This is a genomic window from Gluconobacter kanchanaburiensis NBRC 103587 (genome assembly GCF_007988905.1).
In the GTDB taxonomy this organism is placed as follows: Bacteria; Pseudomonadota; Alphaproteobacteria; order Acetobacterales; family Acetobacteraceae; genus Gluconobacter; species Gluconobacter kanchanaburiensis.
The window spans coordinates 35,994-59,336 of sequence record NZ_BJVA01000008.1 but is presented as its reverse complement, the minus strand read 5'-3'; the positions used below and the strand labels follow the sequence as shown (position 1 = coordinate 59,336).

18 protein-coding genes are annotated in these 23,343 nt (G+C 59.8%); 10 read left to right on the top strand and 8 right to left on the bottom strand.

Annotated elements, in window-relative coordinates:
• Position 1: 1 nt before the first annotated feature.
• Both GKA01_RS08060 and GKA01_RS08055 read right to left on the bottom strand, forming a co-directional pair.
• Positions 2–1,621: an ABC transporter substrate-binding protein gene (locus GKA01_RS08060; protein ID WP_146861243.1), complete on the bottom strand. Its 1,620-nt coding sequence runs from the start codon at positions 1,619–1,621 to the stop codon at positions 2–4.
• Between the two features lie 4 nt (positions 1,622–1,625).
• The gene (locus GKA01_RS08055; RefSeq protein ID WP_146861240.1) at positions 1,626–3,104 is read right to left on the bottom strand and encodes an NAD(P)-binding domain-containing protein; all 1,479 of its coding nucleotides are present in this window, start codon (positions 3,102–3,104) and stop codon (positions 1,626–1,628) included.
• Between the two features lie 242 nt (positions 3,105–3,346).
• Between GKA01_RS08055 and GKA01_RS08050 the strand changes: the two genes are divergently transcribed.
• The 5 genes from GKA01_RS08050 to GKA01_RS08030 all read left to right on the top strand — a co-directional run bounded on the left by GKA01_RS08050 (position 3,347) and on the right by GKA01_RS08030 (position 10,660).
• Positions 3,347–4,132 carry an SDR family oxidoreductase gene (locus GKA01_RS08050; protein WP_146861237.1) on the top strand — a complete coding sequence of 262 codons (786 nt, stop codon included), beginning with the start codon at positions 3,347–3,349 and terminating at the stop codon, positions 4,130–4,132.
• Positions 4,129–5,304, top strand: coding sequence for an alpha-hydroxy acid oxidase (locus tag GKA01_RS08045; RefSeq protein WP_208653399.1), 1,176 nt, complete (start codon positions 4,129–4,131; stop codon positions 5,302–5,304). The genes GKA01_RS08050 and GKA01_RS08045 overlap by 4 nt, the downstream gene beginning before the upstream one ends.
• A 183-nt stretch (positions 5,305–5,487) precedes the next feature.
• Positions 5,488–7,134 carry a phosphoglucomutase (alpha-D-glucose-1,6-bisphosphate-dependent) gene (pgm, locus tag GKA01_RS08040; protein WP_146861234.1) on the top strand — a complete coding sequence of 549 codons (1,647 nt, stop codon included), beginning with the start codon at positions 5,488–5,490 and terminating at the stop codon, positions 7,132–7,134.
• A 570-nt stretch (positions 7,135–7,704) separates the two neighbouring features.
• Complete coding sequence (locus GKA01_RS08035; protein ID WP_146861231.1) at positions 7,705–9,096, top strand: NAD-dependent succinate-semialdehyde dehydrogenase; 1,392 nt, start codon at positions 7,705–7,707, stop codon at positions 9,094–9,096.
• Positions 9,097–9,367: 271 nt separating this feature from the next.
• The gene (locus tag GKA01_RS08030; protein ID WP_146861228.1) at positions 9,368–10,660 is read left to right on the top strand and encodes an NAD(P)/FAD-dependent oxidoreductase; all 1,293 of its coding nucleotides are present in this window, start codon (positions 9,368–9,370) and stop codon (positions 10,658–10,660) included.
• A gap of 18 nt (positions 10,661–10,678) precedes the next feature.
• Here the strand turns inward: GKA01_RS08030 and GKA01_RS08025 are convergent, their stop codons facing one another.
• The 3 genes from GKA01_RS08025 to GKA01_RS08015 all read right to left on the bottom strand — a co-directional run bounded on the left by GKA01_RS08025 (position 10,679) and on the right by GKA01_RS08015 (position 15,288).
• Complete coding sequence (locus GKA01_RS08025; RefSeq protein WP_146861225.1) at positions 10,679–13,105, bottom strand: TonB-dependent receptor; 2,427 nt, start codon at positions 13,103–13,105, stop codon at positions 10,679–10,681.
• Positions 13,106–13,328: 223 nt separating this feature from the next.
• Positions 13,329–14,402, bottom strand: a complete 1,074-nt coding sequence (locus GKA01_RS08020; protein ID WP_146861222.1) for a zinc-binding metallopeptidase family protein — start codon at positions 14,400–14,402, stop codon at positions 13,329–13,331.
• Positions 14,389–15,288, bottom strand: a complete 900-nt coding sequence (locus tag GKA01_RS08015; RefSeq protein WP_146861219.1) for a transglutaminase family protein — start codon at positions 15,286–15,288, stop codon at positions 14,389–14,391. Before GKA01_RS08015 ends, GKA01_RS08020 begins: the two co-directional genes overlap by 14 nt.
• A gap of 388 nt (positions 15,289–15,676) precedes the next feature.
• Here GKA01_RS08015 and GKA01_RS08010 point away from each other — a divergent pair, with 388 nt between their 5' ends.
• Together GKA01_RS08010 and GKA01_RS08005 are read left to right on the top strand one after the other, a co-directional pair.
• Complete coding sequence (locus GKA01_RS08010; RefSeq protein WP_228119988.1) at positions 15,677–17,107, top strand: circularly permuted type 2 ATP-grasp protein; 1,431 nt, start codon at positions 15,677–15,679, stop codon at positions 17,105–17,107.
• Positions 17,089–18,138, top strand: coding sequence for an alpha-E domain-containing protein (locus tag GKA01_RS08005; protein WP_194265868.1), 1,050 nt, complete (start codon positions 17,089–17,091; stop codon positions 18,136–18,138). Before GKA01_RS08010 ends, GKA01_RS08005 begins: the two co-directional genes overlap by 19 nt.
• On the opposite strand, the gene GKA01_RS08000 is transcribed toward GKA01_RS08005, so the two are convergent.
• Together GKA01_RS08000 and GKA01_RS07995 are read right to left on the bottom strand one after the other, a co-directional pair.
• Complete coding sequence (locus tag GKA01_RS08000; protein ID WP_146861213.1) at positions 18,104–18,964, bottom strand: DeoR/GlpR family DNA-binding transcription regulator; 861 nt, start codon at positions 18,962–18,964, stop codon at positions 18,104–18,106. The two genes, GKA01_RS08005 and GKA01_RS08000, sit on opposite strands and share 35 nt — an antisense overlap.
• Positions 18,964–19,752, bottom strand: a complete 789-nt coding sequence (locus tag GKA01_RS07995; RefSeq protein ID WP_244289186.1) for a triose-phosphate isomerase — start codon at positions 19,750–19,752, stop codon at positions 18,964–18,966. Before GKA01_RS07995 ends, GKA01_RS08000 begins: the two co-directional genes overlap by 1 nt.
• A gap of 310 nt (positions 19,753–20,062) precedes the next feature.
• Between GKA01_RS07995 and GKA01_RS07990 the strand changes: the two genes are divergently transcribed.
• From GKA01_RS07990 to GKA01_RS07980, 3 genes are all read left to right on the top strand, one after another.
• The gene (locus tag GKA01_RS07990; RefSeq protein WP_146861207.1) at positions 20,063–20,542 is read left to right on the top strand and encodes an aminoacyl-tRNA deacylase; all 480 of its coding nucleotides are present in this window, start codon (positions 20,063–20,065) and stop codon (positions 20,540–20,542) included.
• Between the two features lie 5 nt (positions 20,543–20,547).
• Positions 20,548–21,744, top strand: coding sequence for a DUF2075 domain-containing protein (locus GKA01_RS07985; protein ID WP_146861204.1), 1,197 nt, complete (start codon positions 20,548–20,550; stop codon positions 21,742–21,744).
• Between the two features lie 93 nt (positions 21,745–21,837).
• Entirely contained in the window at positions 21,838–22,944 is a 1,107-nt protein-coding gene (locus GKA01_RS07980; protein ID WP_146861413.1) for an SMP-30/gluconolactonase/LRE family protein, read from the top strand.
• A 30-nt stretch (positions 22,945–22,974) separates the two neighbouring features.
• Here the strand turns inward: GKA01_RS07980 and GKA01_RS07975 are convergent, their stop codons facing one another.
• Entirely contained in the window at positions 22,975–23,280 is a 306-nt protein-coding gene (locus GKA01_RS07975) for a hypothetical protein (protein WP_146861200.1), read from the bottom strand.
• Positions 23,281–23,343: the final 63 nt, after the last annotated feature.

The window sequence follows — 23,343 nt, the reverse complement described above, 5'->3', positions numbered from 1 at the left end:
GTCAGCTCCTGGCCAGGGTACGGAAATCAACCTGACGGTAATACTGGTAGATAAAGCCCGTCAGGTCAGGAACGGTGACGGCATCCATGTTGGGCTGCCACAGCAGAATCAGCGGCACCTGATCGACCAGAAGCTCCAGCATGGCCTGACATTCCGCGACATAGGCCGCTTCATCCGTTTCGAAACGGGCTTTTTCCACGAGTTGCACCATGCGCGGACTGTTCCAGTTGGAAAAATTCCAGCGCTGGTCCCGCGTGAAGTAAAGGTAGAAGAAATAATAGGCATGCTCGATCCAGCCCGCAGCGGTGTCGGTGTAGAAATCGAGCTGTCTGCGGGCCTGCATGGTGTTGAACTGCGCGTCGGGAAGCTTGTCGATCCGCACCGTGATGCCGATATGGCCGAGCGCTTCCTGAATAAGCGCCGCCATGGGCTCGGCTGTCGTGGTCTGGCTGGTGGCGTAGGAAAACGTCGTCTGAAAGCCATCGGGATGGCCGGCCTGCGCCAGCAGCTCTCTGGCCTTGCGAATATTCTGTGCGAAAGGCAACGGCTGCGGGAAATCCGGCGCCGGAGCGTGCCCGGACCAGTCCGCGCCATAAAGCGGTCTGCCACGACCGAAAATGCTGGCAGCGAACAGGTCCTGATAGGGTATGGCGAGGGCAATGGCGCGCCGCACCAGAACATTGTCGAAGGGGGCGCTCTGCGTGTTGAAAGCAAGATGCGTGAAGCAGTTGCTCTGCACGATGGAATCGATACGAACCTTTCCCCGCCGGGACAGCGCCATAATGTCATAGGCTTCGAGGTCGATAACGATGTCTGCATCACCGCGTTCGATCAGTCCGGCCCGGGTTGTGGCTTCAGGAACGGTCTGGCTGATGATCCTCTCGAAAAACGGTCTGTTTCCGCCATGCCAGTCTTCATGACGGTCGAGCGTGACATTGACGCCCGGCCGGAATGCCCCCACGCGATATGCCCCTCCAGCAGCCGTATTGTGCTGAAGCCATTGCTGTGCCCAAGGGTCGTCGGACGTCGCGTGCTGACGGGCCAGACGGCTGTTAACCATGATGGCATAGGGCATGGCGAGATTGGCCATCGCCAGCCGGTCAGGTTTAGGAAGGGAAATCTCGAGGGTCCGCTCCCCCGCGACCCGGAACTGTTCAGCACTGCTCATGGAGCCGCTGCTGAACTGGGGGCGGGCAAGCGAATTGGCCGACACGCAGCGATCGAGCGACCATTTGATGTCCTCGGCCGTCACGGGCGTCCCGTCGTGCCATACCGCATTGTCACGTAGATGCAGGGTCAGCGTCCTCTGGTCAGGACTGACATCGCATGATTCCGCGAGTTCGCCTTTCAGAGCCTGCGGATCGAAGGTTGAGAAATCCCCGATAGAACGGCTGCCGAACGTCATGAGGCGGTCATAGACGCTCATGCTCAGGCCAAAGGACTCCCGTGTTGAACCGAGCATCGTGGGATCGAGCGTGTTGACGGCGCCACCGGTAACGTGACGGAGCGTTTCCCGGCGGGACTGGGCCAGAGCAGCGCCTGGCGACGCAAACCCCAGAGAGATGCCTCCCCCGAGGGTCGTGCTCAGGAACGTCCGGCGGCTGACAGCATATCCGGCCACCGGCTCAGGCGTCTTGCTTCATTAGGGAAAGCGTCATCGGATGACCCTCGGGCCAGCGCAGTTCGGCCTGCCGGATGTCATAGCTCCTCAGATCCTGCCAGTAAGCTTCCACATCATCGCGGAACAGTCCTCCCGTAATGCCGGAGACCAGTTTGGGCACCGAAAACTTCATGGCGTTGATGGAGGAGCCCGATGGCCCGAAACTCATTGTTGCAGCGATAGAGAACAGGTGAATGTTCCGCAACCAGGGCGTCTGACCAGGAACACGTTCCTGAAGCGTGTAATCATTGCCCAGATAGGGAAAGGCCGAAAGGCGGTTATTCTGCTCGTCCGGCGCCGGGGTGAAGCGGTCTTCCCAGCGCGCGATGTTTCCCGCGGCGCGGGCGAGTTCGGGTCTCTGGGCGGGGTTGTGTTCGATCCCGGTGGCACAGATCACATAATCGGCCTCCAAAGGTCCCTTCGCCGTCTCCAGAACGACCCTGTCTCCCTCCATCCGCGCACCGGACCAGCCGGCTGCGGTATGGAGGCGGAAATTCATGTGCTTTGCGCAACGGTCCCATGTGGGCTGCGGAAACCCTTCACGCAGACCGAGGATATAGTTCATGAAACGCCATTTCCACACATCGTCGAGCTCGGAAAAATGCTTCAGGAATCCCGTAAATGTCAGCCAGAGATAGGGCTGGACAAGCTGTGGTTCCGCCCGGCGACAGAAGAGATGCACCTCCCCTGCCCCCGCCTCGAGCGCCGTTGCGGCATTATCGAACGCCGAAGCCCCTGCGCCGAGAATGGCGACACGCTTTCCACGCAGGGCCGCAAAATCGATACCTTCCGCCGTATGGGCGCGCACCTGGGGGGGAAGCGCCTCGACAAAACCGGGCATGGACCAGCGGCCGAGACTCTCCTGCCCCGTGGCCAGAACCACCTTGCGGGCATAACGGCGTACAGGCTCGCCCCCCATCATGGACAGCACGACGCACAGCCCACCCTCGCAGGGTTCAATGTCCAGAACGGTCGTATCATTCTGGACCGGGATTCCGACCGCATCGCGCAGCCAAAGCAGATAGTCCACCCAGTCCTGCTTCGTGATCAGATGAAGCGCGGTCCAGCTTTCCGGGCCGAATTTCGCCTCGTGCCAGCTCTGATAGGTCAGAGACGGAATATCGAGATCCGGGCCGGTAAAGTCTTTCGGACTGCGGAGCGTATGCATCCGCGCATAGCTCAGCCACGGCCCTTCCAGACCGCGCGGCGCCTGATCGACGACCAGAATGTTGCGCACCTCGTCCCGCATCAGGCCAAACGCCGCCGCAAGGCCGCTCTGCCCGCCTCCCACGATCAGGACATCGAGCATCGTCCCGCCAGACGGCGCGTCGTGCGCGAATGTCCAGGGACGTCGCGGATGGGAGATACGATCAAGATCGTCACGGACACGCAATGTCAGGTCGGCAAGGGCGCGGTCTGCGTGCGGAAGAGCGTGGGATGTCATCGGGGGCCTGCCTGTCGTCTGGGATGTCGTTTACAGGAGAAAACGAAAAGCGGCTCAGGTGAACCTGTTTTGCAATTCTGCCCGATTGTAAATCATCGGGTGCTATAACTTTAACCAATACCATATCGAAATAAAGTGTCAGATCGTGATTGCCTCGCACATGCCCTTCCAAAGCAGCCTGTCGACAAGGCTGTGAAAGCTGTTCCACAGTCATCCGCACAGGGTTGCAAAGGAGGATATCCATGGATCTGGGCCTGAACGGAAAGACCGCACTCGTACTGGGAGCGAGCCGCGGACTTGGCCGCGCGATCGCCGCAGGGCTCTGTGCGGAGGGTGCCACCGTGCTGGCAGCCGCGCGCCATCCATCCGACATCGAAGCCTGGCGCGCGGATCTTCCCCCGGACCAACAGACCCAGCTAACTGCCTTCCATGCGGACCTTGCGGACCGTGCCTCGATCGTCGCCCTGGCGGAGCGGGTCGTAAGGGACGGGGGCGTGGACATTCTCGTCAACAACAGCGGCGGCCCCCCCCCTGGCGCAATCAGCACATTTTCCGACGAGGACTGGATCGCCCATTTCACGGTCATGGCCAGCCGCTTCTTCCTGCTGGCCTCGCATCTCGTTCCGGGAATGCGGGAGCGTAAGTGGGGGCGCGTGCTGACGGTCGGATCTTCCGGCATCATGCAGCCCATTGCGGGCCTCGGCCTGTCCAATGGAATCCGGGGCGCAATCGCCGGATGGTCCAAAACGCTCAGCAACGAGGTCGCAGCAGATGGCGTAACGGTCAACATGCTCATTCCCGGACGCATCCATACCGATCGCCTCGACCAGCTTGACGGGGCCGCCGCACAGCGGGACGGACTGACCCGCGACGACGTCGCCCGACGCTCCCTCCGGGATATTCCTGCCGCCCGTTACGGACGACCTGAAGAGTTTGCAGATGCGGCGGTTTTCCTCGCCAGCGAACGCGCCTCCTACATTACCGGCAGCCAGCTTCGCGTTGATGGCGGCATGATCCGGAGCGTATGATGTCTCCTAATCCCTCCTCCCTGCTCGACGCCGAAGATTTTCGCAGGGCGGCGCGCCGTTACCTGCCGCGGGTCCTGTTCGACTACATGGACAGGGGCAGCGAGCAGGAGACCGCCCTGCGACAGGGACGCGCGGCGCTGGACCGGCTGCGGATCGTCCCCTCCGTTCTCAACGACGTGAACACCCTCGATCTGTCCTGCACCGTGTTGGGCAAGACGCTCCCCACGCCACTGATCGTAGCGCCCACAGCCATCGCGGGCATGATCCGTCCGGGCGGAGAAGCCAGGATCGCGACGGCAGCGGCCCGGTCCGGTATTCCGGTCTGTCTGGCGACGCAGTCCATCGTTCCCATCGAAACCGTGGTTCGGGCCGCCCCGGGAAACGTATGGTTCCAGCTCTATGTCTGGCGGGACCGGCGCAAAATGCTGGACCTTGTGGCCCGTGTGAAGGCAGCGGGCGTGGAGACGCTCGTCGTCACCGTCGACACCGCCGTCCAGCCCCTGCGGCATTATAACCGCCGCAATGGTTTCAGCATGGGCTTCCGCGCGACGCCACGCTCCCTGCTCGATATCGCCACACACCCCATATGGACATGGCTTGCGCTCCTGCGCCCCCTGCTGCACGGACGTGGCATTCCCGGTTTTCCGCATTATCCGGAGGACCTCCGTCCGACGGTCCTGAAACCCGTACAGGATCCGTCGGTCCGACTGGCCCATGACGTGACATGGAGCGATATCGAACATCTGCGCACGGTCTGGAAAGGAAAACTCGTCATCAAGGGGCTGCTGTCGGTCGAAGACGTCGTGCGCGCCAGACGCCTCGGAGCGGATGGCATCGTTGTCTCGACGCATGGAGGGCGCAATCTGGACTCCGCTCCTCCCATCGTCGACGTGCTGCCCGGTCTGGTGGCGGAGTCAGGCAATATGACCGTTATTGCCGACAGCGGCATCCGCCAGGGAAGCGACGTCTTCAAGCTTCTGGCGCTCGGCGCAGACGCGGTCATGATCGGCCGCCTGCCCCTCTACGGCCTCGCTGCAGAGGGAACCCGGGGAGTGGAACGTGTCCTGACGATGCTTCTGGAAGAACTGCGAGTCACAATGGGGCTGAGCGGACAGGCATCCCTGTCCGGACTCGGGCCGGAAAACCTTCTGCAGAGCACATTTCCGGACTGATCGGGAAAAGCCCGCTTTGGACGCCGCTATCACCTTGAAAAGGAGCAATCCGGACCGCTTCTCTGGACATCTGGGCCGATCCAAGTTTTCCTGCCCGAACGGCACGCCCCGAGCGGGCGTTAACGCGTTACAGCCGTCCATCGACGTCTCTACCCCGACGGCAAGTGCAAGGATCTTGAAGCAATGGCCCATATCAGTCCTCTGGCCGGAAAAACCCTTTCCCCGTCGCAGCTTACAGACATCCCCGCCCTGATCGCGGCCTATTATGACCGCAAGCCCGACCCGTCGATCGTCACACAGCGCGTTTCGTTCGGCACCTCCGGCCACCGGGGCTCGTCGCTCCATACCAGCTTCAACGAGAACCATATCCTTGCCATCTGCGAAGCCATCTGCCGCCATCGCAAGGCCGAAGGTATCGACGGCCCGCTCTTCATCGGTATGGACAGCCATGCCCTTTCGGGGCCGGCACAGAAATCCGCCATCGAGGTGTTCGCAGCCCACGGAATCGACACCCGGATCGATGAAAACGGCGGCTACACCCCAACTCCCGTCATCTCCCACGCCATCCTGACCTATAACAAAGGCCGCACGACAGGTCTGGCCGATGGCGTGGTTATCACCCCGTCGCATAACCCGCCTTCAGATGGCGGCTTCAAGTACAATCCGACCAATGGCGGCCCGGCTGACACCGCCATTACCAAGGCCATTCAGGACATGGCCAACGACTTCCTCGCCAACGATCTGAAGGACGTCAAACGTCTGCCTTTCGAACAGGCGAAGGCGGAAGCCTGCATCAGGGGCTACGATTTCATCACCCCCTATGTGAACGATCTGGACTCCGTCATCGACATGAAGGCGATCCGCGATGCGGGCGTGAAAATCGGAATCGACCCGCTGGGCGGTGCGGCTGTGGCGTACTGGAAGCCCATTATCGACCGCTATGGCCTCAATGCCACCGTCGTCAGCGACGTGGTGGACCCCACCTTCTCCTTCATGACCGCCGACTGGGACGGGCAGATCCGCATGGACTGCTCCTCCCCCTACGCCATGGCGCGGTTGATCGAAATGGGAGACCGCTTCGACGTCGCTTTCGCCAATGACACCGACGCCGACCGTCACGGCATCGTCGCCATGCCCGACGGGCTGATGAACCCCAACCATTATCTTGCTGTGGCGATTTCCTACCTGTTCCGGAACCGTCCGGACTGGAGTCCGGAGCTCGGTGTTGGCAAGACGCTCGTCAGCAGCGGGCTGATTGACCGCGTGGCGAAAGACATGGGCCGCAAGCTTGTTGAGGTTCCGGTCGGGCTGAAATGGTTCGTGCCGGGACTAATGGACGGCTCGCTGGGTTTCGGCGGAGAGGAAAGCGCGGGCGCGACCTTCCTGCGTCGGGACGGCACCGTCTGGACCACGGACAAGGACGGCCTCATCCTCGGCCTGCTGGCGGCTGAAATCACGGCCAAGACCGGCAAGAACCCCAGCGCACATTATCACGACATCATCACGCGCCTGGGTACGCCCTATTACGAGCGTATCGACGCCGCAGCCAATCCGGAACAGAAAGCGAAGCTCAGCAAGCTCACGCCCGAGCAGTTCCCACTGGAGACGCTGGCTGGCGACAAAATCATCAACAAGCTGACCCGCGCTCCGGGCAATGACGCACCGATCGGCGGTCTGAAGGTCGTGACTGAAAACGGATGGTTCGCCGCCCGTCCGTCCGGCACGGAAGACGTTTACAAGATCTACGCGGAGAGCTTCATCAGTCAGGAGCACCTGCGCGCGATCCAGCAGGAAGCACAGGACGCGATCTCCAGGGTCTTTGCCGCCTGATCACAATATTACCCCGGGACATAGGCATATGTCCCGGGTCTGGCCGCCTGATATCGCGTCTGCAGCTTTACAGACCGGCGACTCCCTTTTTTACGATCCTGAAAACCTGTCTGACGCTCCCTGAGCCACAATTCGACCTTCACATGCGACGAGAAAATTCCGCATGGCTGAAGAGACAGATTTTCTGCGTATTTTCACTCTCCCTGCCCATCCCAGCACCCCGCGGGCACATTGTTCGGCCGGTCAGCCTCACATCCATGTGATGTCCGCGCTCTGGTCATCAGCCAGGATTTGGATAATACCAATTTCTGGCACCCGGTGTCATTTTTTTGAAAAAATCTGTCTTCCGACAGTCTATCTGTTTTCAATCCGGATAAAGGATAAAATGGATGTTAAATATATACCGGAATTCTATGGAATTACCATGCGAAGCCTATGATATTTTTATCCACTCTATTCAATCCGGTAGTATGTTTACTTTCCTATTTTTTATGAAATCCAGAAACAGTACCGCTTACGCCCGGACGCCCCGCGCCCTATCGCCTTCTTTTAATCGGTAACGAGGTAAAAATGGCCTACGCAACGACAAATCCCCTTACAGGCGAAGTCCTCAAGACCTTCCCTAACGCAACGGATGAAGACGTCCAGGCGGCCCTCTCCGAAGCCCACGCAGCTTTCGAAAGCTGGCGCGACACTCCCTTTGCCGAACGGGCAAAGATCATGAATGCCGCCGCAGCGATCCTGCGCCGCGATATCGACAAATACGCCCGCCTCGGCACGCTGGAAATGGGCAAACTGTTTACAGAGTCGAAACTGGAGATCATCCTCTCCGCCGAAATCTTCGAATATTATGCCAAATACGCAGAAGAACTGCTGAAGCCCGAGACACTTCCGGTCGCCAGTCCGGCAGAAGGCAAGGCCACGCTGGTTCACGAACCTCTCGGCATCGTCCTGGCCATCGAGCCCTGGAACTTCCCATTCTATCAGGTCGTCCGCATCATCGCTCCGCAGCTTTCAGCCGGTAACGCGGTTCTACTCAAACATGCGTCCAACCTGCCGCAGTGTGCCGCCATCTGCGAGGACCTCATGAACGAAGCCGGACTGCCCAAGGGGCTGTTCCGCAACCTCTATCTTGCCCGGCCCCATACGGAAATGATCCTCAACGATCCCCGCGTTTGCGGCGTGGCGCTAACGGGCTCCGAAGGGGCTGGCGTCATCATCGCGGGAACGGCCGGCAAGGCGCTCAAGAAAGCCACAATGGAACTCGGCGGCGCGGATGCCTTCATCGTGCTCGACGACGCCGACGTGGAAAAAGCCGCAAAATGGGCCGTCATGGGACGTCACTGGAACGCCGGTCAGGTCTGCGTTTCCGCCAAACGCATCATCGTGGCCGATGCGGTCTATGATCAATTCCTCGACCTCTACAAGAAGGGCGTCGCCGCACTGAAAGCCGGTGATCCAATGGACCCATCCACCACCCTTGCTCCGCTCTGCTCGCAGGGTGCGGCGGATGATCTGCGCAAACAGGTCGAGGAAGCCAAGAAACACGGTGCCAAGGTCGAGGCCATCGGCGCTCCGGTCCCGGAAAAGGGCTCCTTCTTCCAGCCCCTGCTGATGACGGGACTGGACGCACAGAACGAGGCCCGTCACTGGGAGTTCTTCGGCCCCGTTACCCAGCTCTATCGTGCCAAGGACGAGGCCGACGCCATCCGCATCGCAAACGACTCTCCCTATGGTCTGGGTGGAGCGGTCTTCACGAAAGACGAGAGCCGCGGTGCACAGGTCGCCGCAAAGATCCGCACTGGCATGGTCTATATCAACCACCCCCTGATCCCGAAGGCCGATCTTCCCTTTGGTGGCATCGCACGCTCCGGCTACGGCCGCGAACTGGTGGGGCTCGGGATCAAGGAGTTCGTCAACCACAAGCTCATCAATATCGTGGATATCGACGCTCCGATCTGACGACACCAGGAAGGAGCCCGGAAGAGCATTTCCGGGTTCCTCCTGTCAGAAACATCACGTTCATTTGAGTTCTTTACTGAATTCAGAAAAGAACTCATCACTATCTACCACAGTCACCTGAATATGATTTTCGGAATATCCGGAATACCCATAACAGTCTGTGCGAAATCCTGCGTGCTTTCCTCCTGTTTACTACCGAACAACGGGGCAAACATGCCTTTCCTCGTGTCTTTTTCTGTTGCCCACCCCCTGAACGGAGGCCTGGAAACCGATGGCGTCTCGATCTGAAATCCTCATTGTCGGTGGCGGCGTTGCCGGTCTGTCCCTTGCCACCCGTCTTGGAAAATCCATGGGAAAAACCGGAAAGGCGCGCATCACGCTGATCGACAAAAGCTTTTCCCACGTCTGGAAACCGATGCTGCACTGCTTTGCTTCCGGCACGCTCAGCAACGAAAACGACAGGGTCAATTTCATCTCGCAGGCCAGCGGGCACCATTTCGAGTTCTGGCCGGGAGAAGTCGCCTCCATAGACCGCGCCTGCCGTGAAGTCGTCCTCAGTCCGCTTCTGGAGGCGGACGGGACAGTCATTCTGGAAAGCCGGCGCATGAAATACGACACGATCGTGATCGCGATCGGAAGCTGCGCCAACGATTTCGGCACGCCTGGCGTCAAGGAACACTGTCTGTCCATCGACAATCTCGTAGAAGCCAACGCATTCAACGAAAAATTCCGCAGGGAACTGCTCCGGGCATTCGCCAACAATTCGGAGCTGGACATCGCCATTGTCGGCGGAGGCGCCACCGGCGTCCAGCTTGCCGCAGAACTGCACAAGGCACTGGAAATCGTCGGCCCCTATAATCTGCACGCCTTCGGCAAGGCTCCTCCCAAGCTGCACGTCACGCTTCTCCAGTCAGGAGACCGCATTCTCCCCGCGTTTCCAGAATCTGTTTCCGCAGCAGCCCAGCAGGAGCTGGAACATATCGGCGTCACTGTGCGCACCGGCGCGCGCGTCGCGGGGGCCGACTCCCATGGCTTTACACTCAAAGACGGCTCGTATGTTCCCGCGAAGCTCCGTGTATGGGCGGCAGGCGTCAAGGCACCCGACGTAACCACGGCCTATGGCGGCCTGACGATCAACCGGACGGGGCAGATCCTCGTCAATCCGAACCTCTCCTCCATCGATGACGCGCGGATCTTCGCGATGGGAGACTGCTCATTCATCCAGAACGATCCCCTGCCCGCCACGGCCCAGGTAGCGCGTCAGCAGGCCCGGCATCTGGCGCGGTATCTGCCCGCCTGGATCGAACACGGACAAGAAGTTCCGAGCTGTATCTTCCACAACAAGGGCGCGATAGTCGCTTTGGGAAAATACAACGGATGGGCGGCCCTGCCCGGCGGAACCGTGTGGGGTGGAGGAATTTCGCACGGTTTTTCTGCACGGATGGCTCATCTCATGCTGTATCGTCAGCACCAGATCGAACTGTTCGGCTATTACCGAGGCATGATGTCCTTCTATTCCGACTGGGTCGAAACCTTCGTACGCCCCTCCGTCCGGCTGGACTGAGGGGAGGCATATCCAACTTCAGAAATCCGCGCGAACGCTGCCGAAGAACATCCGGGGCGCCCCGATCTGCATGGACTGGTCCGTCAGCGCGCCCGAGGCGATATCGGCCGGATTGCCATTCTGGCCCATCGTGGAAACATAACGTTTGTTCGTCAGGTTGGAGCCGTTGAACGCGACCGTCAGGTTCTTGATGGCCCCCAGAGAGCGGCTATATCGCTTCATGTTTCCAAAGCTGTACTGGATGCCCACATTCGTCAGCCAGTAACCGGGGCTTCTGACATCTCCCGTGTAGCTGTAATTGCGCGTGCCCGTGTAACTCCCGTCGGCATAGGCCGTCATGCCGCGCCATTCGTAAGACACACGTCCCTTGTACATAAAGCGCGGATAATTCACGACCTGCTGGCCCTTCGTCGCGTATACCGTGGCGCCGCTGACAAGGTTCTGGTCATAGACGCCATGGTTATAGCTGACGGAGTTGGTCAGCGCGAAACCCCGGAACGGCGTCAGCGTCAGGCCCGCATCCACGCCATTCATCGTCACGCCGCCCACATTCGAGACCGCCGAGATCGGGTTGACGACCGGCCCTTCCGTAATCTGTTGCAGACGGTTGTTGTAATTCGTCCGGTAGGCATAGACCGTCGCGGCGAGCAGCTTGCCCGTGTAGCGATAGCCGATCGCATAGGTCCAGGCCGTCTCGGGACGGATGGAGGATTTCGTGTCGTCATAAGCCGTCTGAGAGACAGCGAAGGGCGAATTTGAAAGCTTGTAGCCGGATTCCGCATAGGTCCGAGCGTTTTCCGAAATATCGAAATACAGCTCATGATCCTGCAGGAAGTGCCAGTCCGCACTGATATGCGGCAGGAACGGCTTGGCGACCGTCAGGCTCTCCCCGCTCGTGACGGCAGCCCCTGCGCCGTAATACTCCTGGTTCAGATACCCGTCGCCCACGTTGGTCGTGCTGAGCAGGGACTTGAAGCCGAAATGCAGGGCCAGGTTTGGCAGGACGTTATAGGTATCCTGCACGAAAGCCGTGAATGTGTTGGTGTTATAGTTCTGGTTAAAGATCTGGGCGAACGGATCGCGCCACTGGGTCAGCGGATCATGCACCTTTCCCTGAACCACGCCATTCACCACCGCCGGCTGCGCATAGGCGTTCATGGGCGACATATAGCTGTTGTTTTCGTACCAGACACCCGCACCGATATGATTGCGCGCGATATCGTAATGCAGTGCCGAGACGATGCCGAAACGCCTGATTTCCGGCTCCTTCATCAATTCACTGACTGGCGATCCCGTGGGCGACGGGAAATAGGGTGTTGCCCAGGATGTCTGGTTGCGTTCACCATGGCCATAGGCAGTGGTATTCCAGGTCAAACGCTCCGCCAGGCGCAGGTCGGCCTTGATGCCACCAAACGTATCGACCGTATTCGTGCTGCCATCATAATAGGCCGCATCCGTCGGATCATCGAGCGTTCCGACCTTGCCGGGATAGATCCCGTTCGCCGCATTCACAGCCGCGATATAGCCTGAATTTCTGCCGTTCTCATAGCTCGACAGACCATAACCCACACGACTGATGATCTGGGGTGAAATATCCGGATAAGTATTCTGGTGCAGGTCACTCCAGTCAAAAAATGCTGAAATCGAGCTGTCATGACCGATCGGCTGCACCAGCTTGGCGTTCACCTGCTGCATGAACTGCTCACCATAGCCCTTCCACATCCCACTATCGTTGCGCATGTAGGATGTGAAGAACTTCGTGCCGCTGGAATTCAGCTTCCCACTCTCGAAGCGCAGGAAGGTATGATAGGTGCTATAACTACCGAAACCCGCCGCAACCGTGCCGCCCATTTTATCGGACGGTGTCATTGAGACGTAGCTCAGCCCGCCCCCCAGATTATTGCTCGCCGCCATACTCTCCGCACCCGCCGACTGCGACACATCAATGCGCGCCACATTCTCCGACGAGATCGCCATGATCGGGTTAAGGCCGTTATAGTTCCGGTACGTCATCTCCCCGAGCGGCATACCGTCCAGCGTCATCCCGATTTCCTGCTGCTGGAAACCATGCATAAAAACCTGCGTGCTCCAGGTGTCCAGCCCCTGCCCATCCCCGGACTGGAACGTGATACCGGGAAGCTGCGCCATAACCTTCATCGGGTTGGTTCCGGCAGGCGCCTCCGCAAGCATCTTCTGACTGACCGTTTCCACCGCCCCCCGAGGCGGATGACGCGCCACAACGGCCACCGTCTCGGCGTCCCGACTGACATACGGCCCGCTTGCATGGTGCTTTTGCGGTACCGGAAGCGTGTGTCGCGGATGACGATCCGCATGAGGTGTGCCGGTGCGGTGCGTTCCCGCAGCCAGAACGACGGGCGAAAACCCGACTGAAAGCGCGGTCGTTACCGACAGCGCAACACGCAGAAAAGCGGACCGCATGTCCATAGATTCATTACCTGTTTTGCCGCTGGCAGCCCCAAGAAGAGCACAAGACTGCCATCAGATTTCATTCCGCAGTCAGACCCCGGACTGTCCGATCATCCGGGTTGCGGAACGGATACGACATTTTTCAGCAAAACGCATCATCTCCCGCACAGACACACAGAAAAACCGGTTCTGATCCCAACGCATCACAGTGAAGCCCGAGGACTAAATGCTAACTCCGCTTTCAGTCCTTCCGGCTTTCCCGGATCAGCCTGTGAATGAAGGCCAGTTTCTGGATCACTCCTTCCGTCAGGACGAACGGATAGAAATCAGGCAAGCCCATCGAGCGGTTGAGGCTGTTGACCGCATAAGTCAGAGGCAGCCAAGCCTGCATGATGTCCTCAAAACAGGCCTCCGTATACGGATCGCCAAGTTTTCCCCCTGATGCACGCCCGATACCCTTCACAATCGGGCTGACACTCACGCCGAATGCACAGGCGGTTTCAAGGGTGGAGACGATATGAAGGTAATGCGCCCAGGTTTCCGCGAAATCTTCCCATGGATGGGACGTCGCGTAGACGCTCACATGACTGTCCTGCCAGTTCTTTGGTGCCGGACTGGCATAATAGGTCTTCAGGGCCTGCTGGTAATCCGCCCGGTCGTCCCCAAACACTGTCCGGCAATCCTCCAGCCGCCCCGCGTCCCGCACTAGCAGGTTCCAGTAATAATGTCCGATCTCATGACGGAAATGCCCGAGGAGGGTGCGGTAATATTCCCCCATCTCGACGCGCATCCGCTCCCGGGTCGCATCATCCGCCTCACGCATGGCGAGCGTGATGACCCCATTGGAATGACCGGTCATCACGGGCGCCGAACCATCCGGCGCATCATCCAGAAAATCGAAGACCAGACCGTTCTCGGGATCTTCCCTGCGATCATGAATGGGCAGCTTCAGGCGCAGCAGCGTATAGAACAGACGATGCTTGGCGACTTCGATCTTGCGCCAGCGCTCCGGGTTTTCGGGAATCTGGAGGTTCGGAATCGTGCGGTTGAACCGGCAGGCGAAACAGAATGGCCGACCGCCGGGTTCCGGTACTGTCAGCCAGTTACAGACACCATATTCATGATTGGAGCAGTAAAGAACCTGTTCCTGCGCAACCGACGGCTCCAGCGGATGCCACAGACGCTCGCCCGCTGGATCGAGCGCCGTCAGTAGTGTCTGTTCCGGTAGATAACCGACCGGATGTCGGCATTGTTCGCAGACCGTATTTTCGAAAAAGAGAATCTGTCCGCAGGACTGGCACTCAAAGAGCTTCATGGGACCGCATTACACCGGCTTTCCCGATCAAGGCGAGTCCGGCACCACCCTGTGCAGTCCCCTGGTCGCTGCCCAGCGGTTCCACGCGCATCGTCACGTCCAGCGTCGAACGACACCTGTCGAGCAAACCTGACACCGGCGCCGCCTCCTCCGGACGCGCGGCGACAGCCAGCGGAATATGGTTCTGACCCACCATCCGTCCCGACGTCGTGTCGAAACCGACCCAGCCCTGTTCAGGGATCCATGCCTCGGCCCAGGCATGAAGCTCGCAGTCGAGCGCCCCTTCCGGGTCCGGCTGGATCAAATAGCCCGAAACGAAACGCGCAGGATGCCCCAGATGACGCAGGACCGTTACCAGCAGCCAGGCGCTGTCCCTGCATGAGCCGCTTGCCCGGTCCAGCGTCTCATCCGGCGTCCAGACTCCGGGCTCGAGACGGCGCTGATAGGTCAAACGCCGCGCCACTTCGCGGTTAAGCGCCATCAGGGCGGCAAACGTATTTTTCTGTCCCGCCGGACGCCAGGCTTCCACGAAACGCCTGACCTGCGTCCCGGCGCTGTCGATAGCGCCATAGGCCGTACAGAGTGGGCGTTCGAGCTGCACGCCGAACTTCAGGGCATTCTCCGGTATAGCCGCGAGATCGACTTCCATTTTCACGTAGACGTCGAAATGCGTCACCCGTTCGGTGACCTGGATTTCCGCCACGCGATTGCCGTAACGATCCTGCCGCCACAGAATGTCCGCGTCTTCCGGCGACACATCCAGCGCATATCCTCGAACGGAGCGAAGCTGCGTTACCGGGCAGAGGCGGATTGTCTGCCGCCCCAGATGCACGGGCCGATCATACTGGTATCGGGTCGCATGGCTCAGGACGACACGGGAGTTCATGGTCAGGAGGCCCTGCGCAAAATCGGTTCAGACATCTGCTGCCAGCCGCGCCATTTCCTCGCGTTTTTGGGGCCCATCCCGCTTCATCGGCCCGGGTCTCTGACATCAGTCGAAACGTTACCCTATCAGTCCTGCCAGGAACCGCAACAATTTCCACACCCCTTTTCGCGATACGGCTGAAGGGTAAATTTCACGCTTGGCAAACCGTCGAAATCTTGCTCCGTTAATAAAATATCGTAACGAAGCGCTGCCGCTGTCCGGACCTTCGGACAGCCGTCAAAGCGGACGGGAAACAGGGATGGTGAGGCAGACAATGAACAGGCCGGTTGCACAGTCCTCCCTTCCTTCATCCATACCTTCTCCTGCTGGTTCGGCTGCCCGGGCAGGTATGTTCGCCGCCTACGATACGCCTGATTTCTTCTGCGAACTGATGCGGCGGACGGATGAGATGCCAGCGTCTCTCAGGAGCGTCCGTGATCGTCTGGCCAGCTTCGATCTCGAAGAGCTCCGTCATCGCACCAGCACTGCCGAAGCCCAGCTCTATCGCCTCGGCATCACCTTCACCGTCTATTCCGACCGCGAGGCCATCGACCGTATCCTGCCGTTCGACATGATCCCCCGCGTCCTGACCGCCGCGGAATGGGACCATATTGATCGCGGCGTGCAACAGCGCGTCAGGGTGCTCAACCTGTTTCTACGAGACATCTACCACGAGCGCCATGTACTGCGGGACGGGATCATTCCGACCGATCTGGTGCTCGGGAATGCGAATTACTGCGAAGCGATGATCGGCGTCCGTGTGCCTGGGGACGTCTATGTCCACATCAACGGAACCGACCTGATCCGCGACAGCAGCGGGCGCTTCATGGTCCTTGAAGATAATGCCCGGACTCCGTCCGGCGTTTCATACGTCATCGAAAACCGGCACATGATGCTGCGGCTGATGCCCGATCTCGCCTCCGGAATGCCGCTGCGCTCGGTCGAGGAATACGGGCTGAAACTGCATCAGACGCTGTGCGACGTGGCCCCTGCGGGTGTCACCAATCCGCAGGTCGTGCTGTTTTCGCCCGGCATCTACAACTCCGCGTATTTCGAACATGTCTTTCTGGCCCGTGAAATGGGCGTGCCCCTCGTGGAAGGCCGGGATCTCATCGTCGAGAACCACCGCGTCTACATGCGGACGGTCGCAGGGCTGCGGCCGGTTCATGCGATCTACCGTCGCCTGAACGATGATTTTCTGGACCCGCTGGCATTCAACCCGGACAGCATGCTCGGCGTTCCGGGGCTTGTGGAGGCCTATCGGCGAGGTAACGTCACACTGGCCAACGCGCTCGGAACCGGGGTCGCAGATGACAAGGCGGTCTATGCCTATATGCCGCGTCTCATCCGTTATTATCTGGGTGAAGACCCCATTCTCGACAGCGTCCAGACCCATATCTGCGCGGAACCGGAAGGCCTTGCCTACACGCTGGCCAACATGGACAAACTCGTCATCAAACCCGTCGGCGAATCCGGTGGCTATGGCCTGCTGATCGGCTCTCAGGCCACGCAGACCGAACTGGACGAATTCCGCGTCAAACTGCTCGACGATCCGTCCAACTACATCAGCCAACCCGTCATTGATCTGTCCGTCTCGCCAACGCTTTGCCCCAACGGGGTGGAAGCCCGCCATGTGGACCTGCGCCCCTTTGCCCTGACCGGAAAAAGCACATGGGTTCTGCCCGGCGGCCTATCCCGCGTGGCGTTACGAAAGGGATCGCTGGTCGTCAATTCCTCCCAGGGCGGCGGCTCGAAAGACACATGGGTGATGGCGCGATGACACAGACCGGCTCTCATTTTCCCGCCATGCTCGCCAACCTCAACATGCTGCTGTCGCGCTATGGCGAGAGCATGATGTGGCTCGCCCGTTACATGGAGCGCATCGAGAATCTGGCCCGCCTGCTGGAAGTCACGGAAGCGTTCGTCCGCAACCCTGACGGCAGTCCGGGCTGGGACACGATCCTGCAGATCAATTCCGACGAAGAACGCTACGCCGCGATCTACCCGCTTCCCCCAACGGAAGAGAACATCCTCGCCTTCTACATTACCGAGAGCTCCAACCCGACCTCCATCCGCGCCATGGCCCATATGGTCCGCGAAAACGCCCGGTCGGCCCGTCCTCTGATTTCCACCGAAATGTGGATGCAGCTCAATGTCTTCACCCACAGCATGATGGAACTTTCCACGCCCGACATCCGCCGTAACGGCCTGTCGGGGCTGTGCAACCGGATCAAACAGGACTGTCAAAGCCATTTCGGAATTACCGAAGGCACGCTCTACCGCGATCAGGCCTGGTTGTTCTATCTGCTGGGAAAATATCTGGAGCGGTCCGACCAGATCACCCGCCTGATCGATATCCGCTATCATACGCTCCTCCCCAGCGGAGAAACCTCCGGCTCGCAGATGGACATCACGCAGTGGGGGTCCGTCCTGCGCTCGGCCGCCGCATATCATGCTTTCCGGCGCCTTCAGCCGGTCACAACCACACCGGCCAATGTCGTGGGTTTCCTGCTAAAGAACGAAGGCTTTCCCCGCTCCTTGATGCTCAACCTACGACAGGTGGACAGTACGCTTTCCGCCCTCTCGACCCATTACAATCTTCGCCATCAGTGCAGTCCGCTTCAGGAGCGAATCATCAATCTGCGCGCGACCCTTGAGGACCAGACGGCGGAAGAGATCATCTCCCGCGGGCTGCATGAATACATGACCTATATTCAAGATGAACTGGCAGCCCTGCAGGAAGAGGTTTCAGTTGCGTTCTGGCCCGTGACCCCGTTCACGATCCGTGAGGATGCTCCCGCCCTACAATAGCGCCCGTATGGTCCGTTGCGGGGGCAACGGGAGCAAGCCACAGGGGAACGCCCGCGTCGCGCAGAAGATCCGCAAGCTGTGGGTCAAGGCCGTCATCAGTGATGACGACGTCAAATTCTGCCAGGGTGGCGAACCTGCACATCGCGGTCCTGCCGAACTTCCCGCTATCCACCAGAAGAACCCGGCGGTCCGCGGTTTCCATCAGGGCCCGTTTGACCCGGGTGACATCTTCCGACTGGTGAAAAGCCGTCAGCCCGTCGATCGCGGCAGCCGAGACGAACGCCGTATCGATCCGCATGGAGTGGATCGCCTGCTCGCAGATCATGCCGACAAAAGCATCAAAAGCTGGAAGGTAGTGGCCACCAAGCCCGACAAATGTGATCGTCTCGGATTGCCCCAGATGTAACCCAAGACCCAGACTATTGGTTACAATCGCAAGCGGCGCGATATCGGTCAGAGATGTCCCCACACACCGGGCAGTCGTCGAGTCATCGAAAGCCAATGTCTCGCCCGGGCTGATCAGTGATGTAGCCAAGGCTGCGATCGCGGTTTTCCGGGCTACGGCCTGCCGGGAGCGGTACGTCACACTTGCTGCAACGCCCAGCCCCGGAAGTGCCGTAATCTTCTTGCCTGTCCTGCGGATCAGTCCCTGCACGGAGAGCGCCATGAGATCGCGGTTGACCGAGGCCTGACTGAGCGAAAACGTCTTTACGAGCTCCTCGACCGGAACCGCCCCCCGCTCCATGACGAAATCAAGGATACCCCGACAGCGCCCGGAGAGGGATTGGCCGAACACGGACGGCCAATCCCCGATCGGCGTGTCCATCAGGCTCCGGCCTTGACCGAAACAAGATCGCCGACACTCGCGATGAGGCTCATGAAATCCTCAGGGTCCCAGCCCGCGCGGCCGATCAGCACGCCGTCTACGTCAGACAGGGCAACATAATCGCGGATATTGGCGCGCGAAACGCTGCCGCCATAGAGCAGTGGAATCCGGATGGACCCGTCATGCCCTGCGATCTCCTCCACCACGGAGCGAAGTTTCGTATGGATTTCCGACACGAAAGGAGGATCAGCCGGCCGGCCGGAAGAGCCGATCGCCCAGACAGGTTCATAAATGACAACGACCTGTCTCAGATCCTCCCGCGACAGACCGTTCAGTGCAATTTTCGTCTGCCGGGCAAGGGTCTCCTGCGATACGCCTGCTTCATATTCATCCAGAAGATCGCCAATACAAATCAGCGGACGCAGCCCGTGGCGTAGCGCCGCCTGGACCTTACGGTTTACGGTCCAGTCCGTCTCGCCGAAATTCTGCCGGCGCTCCGAATGGCCGAGCAGTACGCAGGATGCTCCACATTCAGCGATCATGGGCGCTGAAACCTCACCGGTCCAGGCGCCGCTGTCTTCCCAGTACATCGTCTGCGCGCCCACCATAACCGGGCTGTCCTGCAGGATCGAAGCCACGTCCTTCAGAGAGGTGAGCGGAGGCGTGACAAATGCCCGCACCCCTTCGGGGAGCTTAAAGGATGCAAGCGCATCGGCGGCCGCGATGGCTTCCCCCGGGCCCTTGTTCATTTTCCAGTTCGTCCCGACCCACACGCTCTTCTGATCCACGCTCACTCTCCTCCGACAGATCCCATCCGTCCGGTTACCCGGGCGTTTCCTTAAGATCCAATCCATACATTTGACTTTAACGCTAAACAGTCACACCGAAAATGCCATTTGAACCAAAAATAACGATACATCACAAACATGCCTGCAACCACGCGCCGATCACGCCCTTTTCGACTTCGGGCATGCCGGTTGCCAATCCCCTCCCCGGACGCCATAAATCTTTCAGACTTTGCAGGTCATGCCGAGACTGCTCTGGCACGGTTCCGAACACCCCGCTCAGGCAGACCTGCCGCCTGCAACGGAGTGCGCCGTGACCCGCGAAACACCTGCAACACGCTTCCTGACGGACAGGAATATTCCCTTCAGTACCCATGATTACGAATACGCGCCCAATGGCGGCCTGATCGGCATGCAGGCTGCGGAAGCCATCGGCGTGGCGCCAGAAGATGTGCTCAAGACGCTGATTGTGGAAGTGGACAAGAAACAGCCTGTCTGCGTGGTGGCCCCTGCCCATCAGCGGATGAACCTCAAGAAGGTCGCCGCGCTGTTCGGAGGCCGCAACGCGCGCATGATGAGTCCGGAAAAATCGCACGATCTGACCGGCTTCGAGTCCGGCGGGACCAGTCCCTTCGGATCGCAGACCCCGATCCCGGTTGTCATCTCGCAGGATGCCATGCCGCGCGGGCATGTTTACATTAATGCCGGGGGGCAGGGGTTCGTCGTGCGGATCACCCCCGCGGACGCCCAGCGGGCGACGGATGCCACGGTGGCCGATATCGCAGCGGACTGATCCGCATGACCACGGATAACGCCGCGACACACAAGCTCTCCCCCGGGCGGGCGCTGTCCGGGCCACAGACGGAACTGCTGAATCGTGTGGTGTCGTTCTGCGAGCAACACCACAGAGATGAGAGCGCCCTGTTCGTCATTGAAGGCGCGGCGGGCACGGGGAAAAGCGTTGTTCTGAACGCGATTTTCAATACGCTTCAGACCCGGGCGCGGAATGGCAGGGGGGACGATCCGCTGCAGGGTCTGCAGAACATGGTGATCGTCAACCATCCGGAGATGCTCAAGCTTTACCGCAACATCGCGGCCATCATGCCGAACCTGCGCAAGAGCGATTACGAGCGCCCGACGACGTTCATCAATAAATCGGCCAAAACAGGAAAACGGGCGGATATCGTTCTGGTGGACGAGGCACATCTGCTGTTGACGCGACCGGATCGTTACAACCATTTCGCACAACAGAACCATCTGGAAGAAATCCTGCGCTGGGCGCGGATCGTAGTGGTGGTGTTCGATCCGTTGCAGGTGCTGAAATTCAAAAGCCACTGGTCGGTCGATCTACTGGACACGTTCCGCAAGGGGCGTCCGTCCGAAACATTCCATCTGGATACGCAGTTCCGGGTCGCGGCCAGCCCGGCGACGCGTTCGTGGATCGATGCCCTGGGACAGGGCAGGCTTCTGCCGCGCCGGAAAGATCCGTCTTTCGACCTGCGGATCTATGACGACTGCGCGATGCTCTATGCGGATCTGTGCGCGTGCAATGCGAAATACGGCCTGTGCCGTCTGCTTTCGACCTATGATTATCCCTATACGCTCAACGGCGAGGACCATTTCATTACCGAAGGCGCGTTCCACCTGCGCTGGGACCGCTCCCTCCCGACCGAGAAACAGCCCTGGGCCGAGCGCCCGGATACGATCGACGAAGTGGGTTCTGTCTATACGATCCAGGGATTCGACCTGAACTATGCAGGCGTGATCCTGGGTCCGTCCCTGTTTTACGATGCGGCCCATGACCGGATCGGGGTGCGGCCGGAACGCTATGAAGACAGTGCGGCATTTCAGGGACGCGACGGTATCGCAGCGCCTGACGAGGCGAAGAAGCGCGTTATTCTCAATGCGTTGAACGTCATTCTCACTCGCGGAATCCACGGGCTGTTCCTGTACGCTCATGACCCTGCCCTGCGGAAGCGGCTGCTGCAAACCTGATCGATGCGCCCGCGTTTTCTGGGTTGTCAGATTCCGTCGCCTCTAGTCCTTTCACGGTAAAGGAGATTTCAGACCATGCCCCGTCAGCCCTTCATGGCCCTTGCTTTCAGTACCACTCTCGCAGCCCTGACGGCCGCGCCATCCGCTCTCGCCGCCCAGACCGTGGACAAGGGCACGCTATCGTCCGGCAATGTGCAGATCATCGGACGTTTTTCCGAAGCCCAGCCGTCCGGCATTGCGGTTCTACCGGATGGCCGTCTGGTCCTGGGCTTCCCGCGCAGCGCCCACGAACATTCCGGCCCACGTCTTGCGCTCTATGCCAATGGCAAGCTGACGCCCTTCCCTGACGCCGCCGCACAGGAGCAGTTCGTCTCCCCCCTCGGCATGACGGTCGATGCAAAAGGGCAGCTCTGGGTTCTGGATGAAGGCATGGTCGCGGGAACAGGGACCGTGACCGGGGCGCAGAAGCTCTTTCGCATTGATCCGGCGAGCGGAAAGATCGCTCAAGTCATTCCGCTGAACGCACCTGCCCTTCTGCCGGACAGTCATGTCAATGACGTCCGCATCGACCTGACGCATGGTCAGGCAGGAACCGCCTTCATTACCGACACCTCGACGGGGGTGCATCCCGCACTGATCGTTGTGGATCTGGCCACCGGACATCAGCGCCGTATCCTCGCCGATACAGTCTCCGTCATGCCTGTTCAGGGGTTTGTGGCGGTCATGGATGGTGTGGCGGGGCGCTACGATCCGACACACGCCATTCTGCCCCAGGGTGGCGTGAACGGAATCGGCATCAGTCCGGACCAGCAGACACTGTACTGGCAACCCCAGACCAGCAGACGCCTCTACTCCGCGCCAACCGCTGTTCTGTCCGACCCGAAAGCCAGCGAGACGACGCTGGAGCGCGCCGTGAAGGACGAAGGCGAAACCGGGATGGGCGACGGCATGGCGACGGGTCCGGACGGATCGCTCTACATGACGGATGATGAACGTCATGCCATTCTGCGGCGCAAACCCGACGGACAGATCTCGGTCGTGGCTCACGACCCGCGCATGACGGAACCCGATGGTTTGACTTATGCCAACGGCGCGCTCTACGCCACGATCGGACAGTGGGCACGTCTGCCGGTGTTCCATGGCGGCAAGGACCTTGAAGTCATGCCGTATATCGTCGTGAAGATTGCCCCTCTAGACTGAAAACAGACGTCCATAGGCTCAGGCGGCGGCCTACCAGCCGCCTGACGTCAATCCCGTACTCCCCAGACCGGTTCCCGTGCCGAGCCCCGATCCCAGTGAGGAGGGCGATCCCAGACCATAATTCCTGCCGCCGCCAAATCCCGTTCCGACACTCACCGCGCCATGGATCTTCCGATCCGCATGCGTCGTATCCCTGGGACTTTCGGAACCGCTGGTCGCAACCGGACGCAAAAGCACATCGCGACCGTCTGCCGCCGGTGGACGGGGATGGGGATGGGGACGGGTACAGCCCTCCAGCCCGATCAGAACAAACACAACACAGATCCGCTGCTTCATAAGTTTTCTCCTTCGGCACAGACCCAAGACAGGGCCTGATGACGGCAGGCCCTGTCTTAACGG

Excerpts from the sequence above, each read along its gene's own strand:
- GKA01_RS08015 (WP_146861219.1), bottom strand. The coding sequence starts at position 15,288 with ATGAACTCCCGTGTCGTCCTGAGCCATGCGACCCGATACCAGTATGAT.
- GKA01_RS08035 (WP_146861231.1), top strand. The coding sequence starts at position 7,705 with ATGGCCTACGCAACGACAAATCCCCTTACAGGCGAAGTCCTCAAGACC.
- GKA01_RS08050 (WP_146861237.1), top strand. The coding sequence starts at position 3,347 with ATGGATCTGGGCCTGAACGGAAAGACCGCACTCGTACTGGGAGCGAGC.
- pgm (WP_146861234.1), top strand. The coding sequence starts at position 5,488 with ATGGCCCATATCAGTCCTCTGGCCGGAAAAACCCTTTCCCCGTCGCAG.
- GKA01_RS08030 (WP_146861228.1), top strand. The coding sequence starts at position 9,368 with ATGGCGTCTCGATCTGAAATCCTCATTGTCGGTGGCGGCGTTGCCGGT.
- GKA01_RS08010 (WP_228119988.1), top strand. The coding sequence starts at position 15,677 with ATGTTCGCCGCCTACGATACGCCTGATTTCTTCTGCGAACTGATGCGG.
- GKA01_RS08005 (WP_194265868.1), top strand. The coding sequence starts at position 17,089 with ATGGGTGATGGCGCGATGACACAGACCGGCTCTCATTTTCCCGCCATG.
- GKA01_RS07975 (WP_146861200.1), bottom strand. The coding sequence starts at position 23,280 with ATGAAGCAGCGGATCTGTGTTGTGTTTGTTCTGATCGGGCTGGAGGGC.
- GKA01_RS08025 (WP_146861225.1), bottom strand. The coding sequence starts at position 13,105 with ATGGACATGCGGTCCGCTTTTCTGCGTGTTGCGCTGTCGGTAACGACC.
- GKA01_RS08045 (WP_208653399.1), top strand. The coding sequence starts at position 4,129 with ATGATGTCTCCTAATCCCTCCTCCCTGCTCGACGCCGAAGATTTTCGC.
- GKA01_RS08000 (WP_146861213.1), bottom strand. The coding sequence starts at position 18,964 with ATGGACACGCCGATCGGGGATTGGCCGTCCGTGTTCGGCCAATCCCTC.
- GKA01_RS07980 (WP_146861413.1), top strand. The coding sequence starts at position 21,838 with ATGGCCCTTGCTTTCAGTACCACTCTCGCAGCCCTGACGGCCGCGCCA.
- GKA01_RS08020 (WP_146861222.1), bottom strand. The coding sequence starts at position 14,402 with ATGAAGCTCTTTGAGTGCCAGTCCTGCGGACAGATTCTCTTTTTCGAA.
- GKA01_RS08055 (WP_146861240.1), bottom strand. The coding sequence starts at position 3,104 with ATGACATCCCACGCTCTTCCGCACGCAGACCGCGCCCTTGCCGACCTG.
- GKA01_RS07985 (WP_146861204.1), top strand. The coding sequence starts at position 20,548 with ATGACCACGGATAACGCCGCGACACACAAGCTCTCCCCCGGGCGGGCG.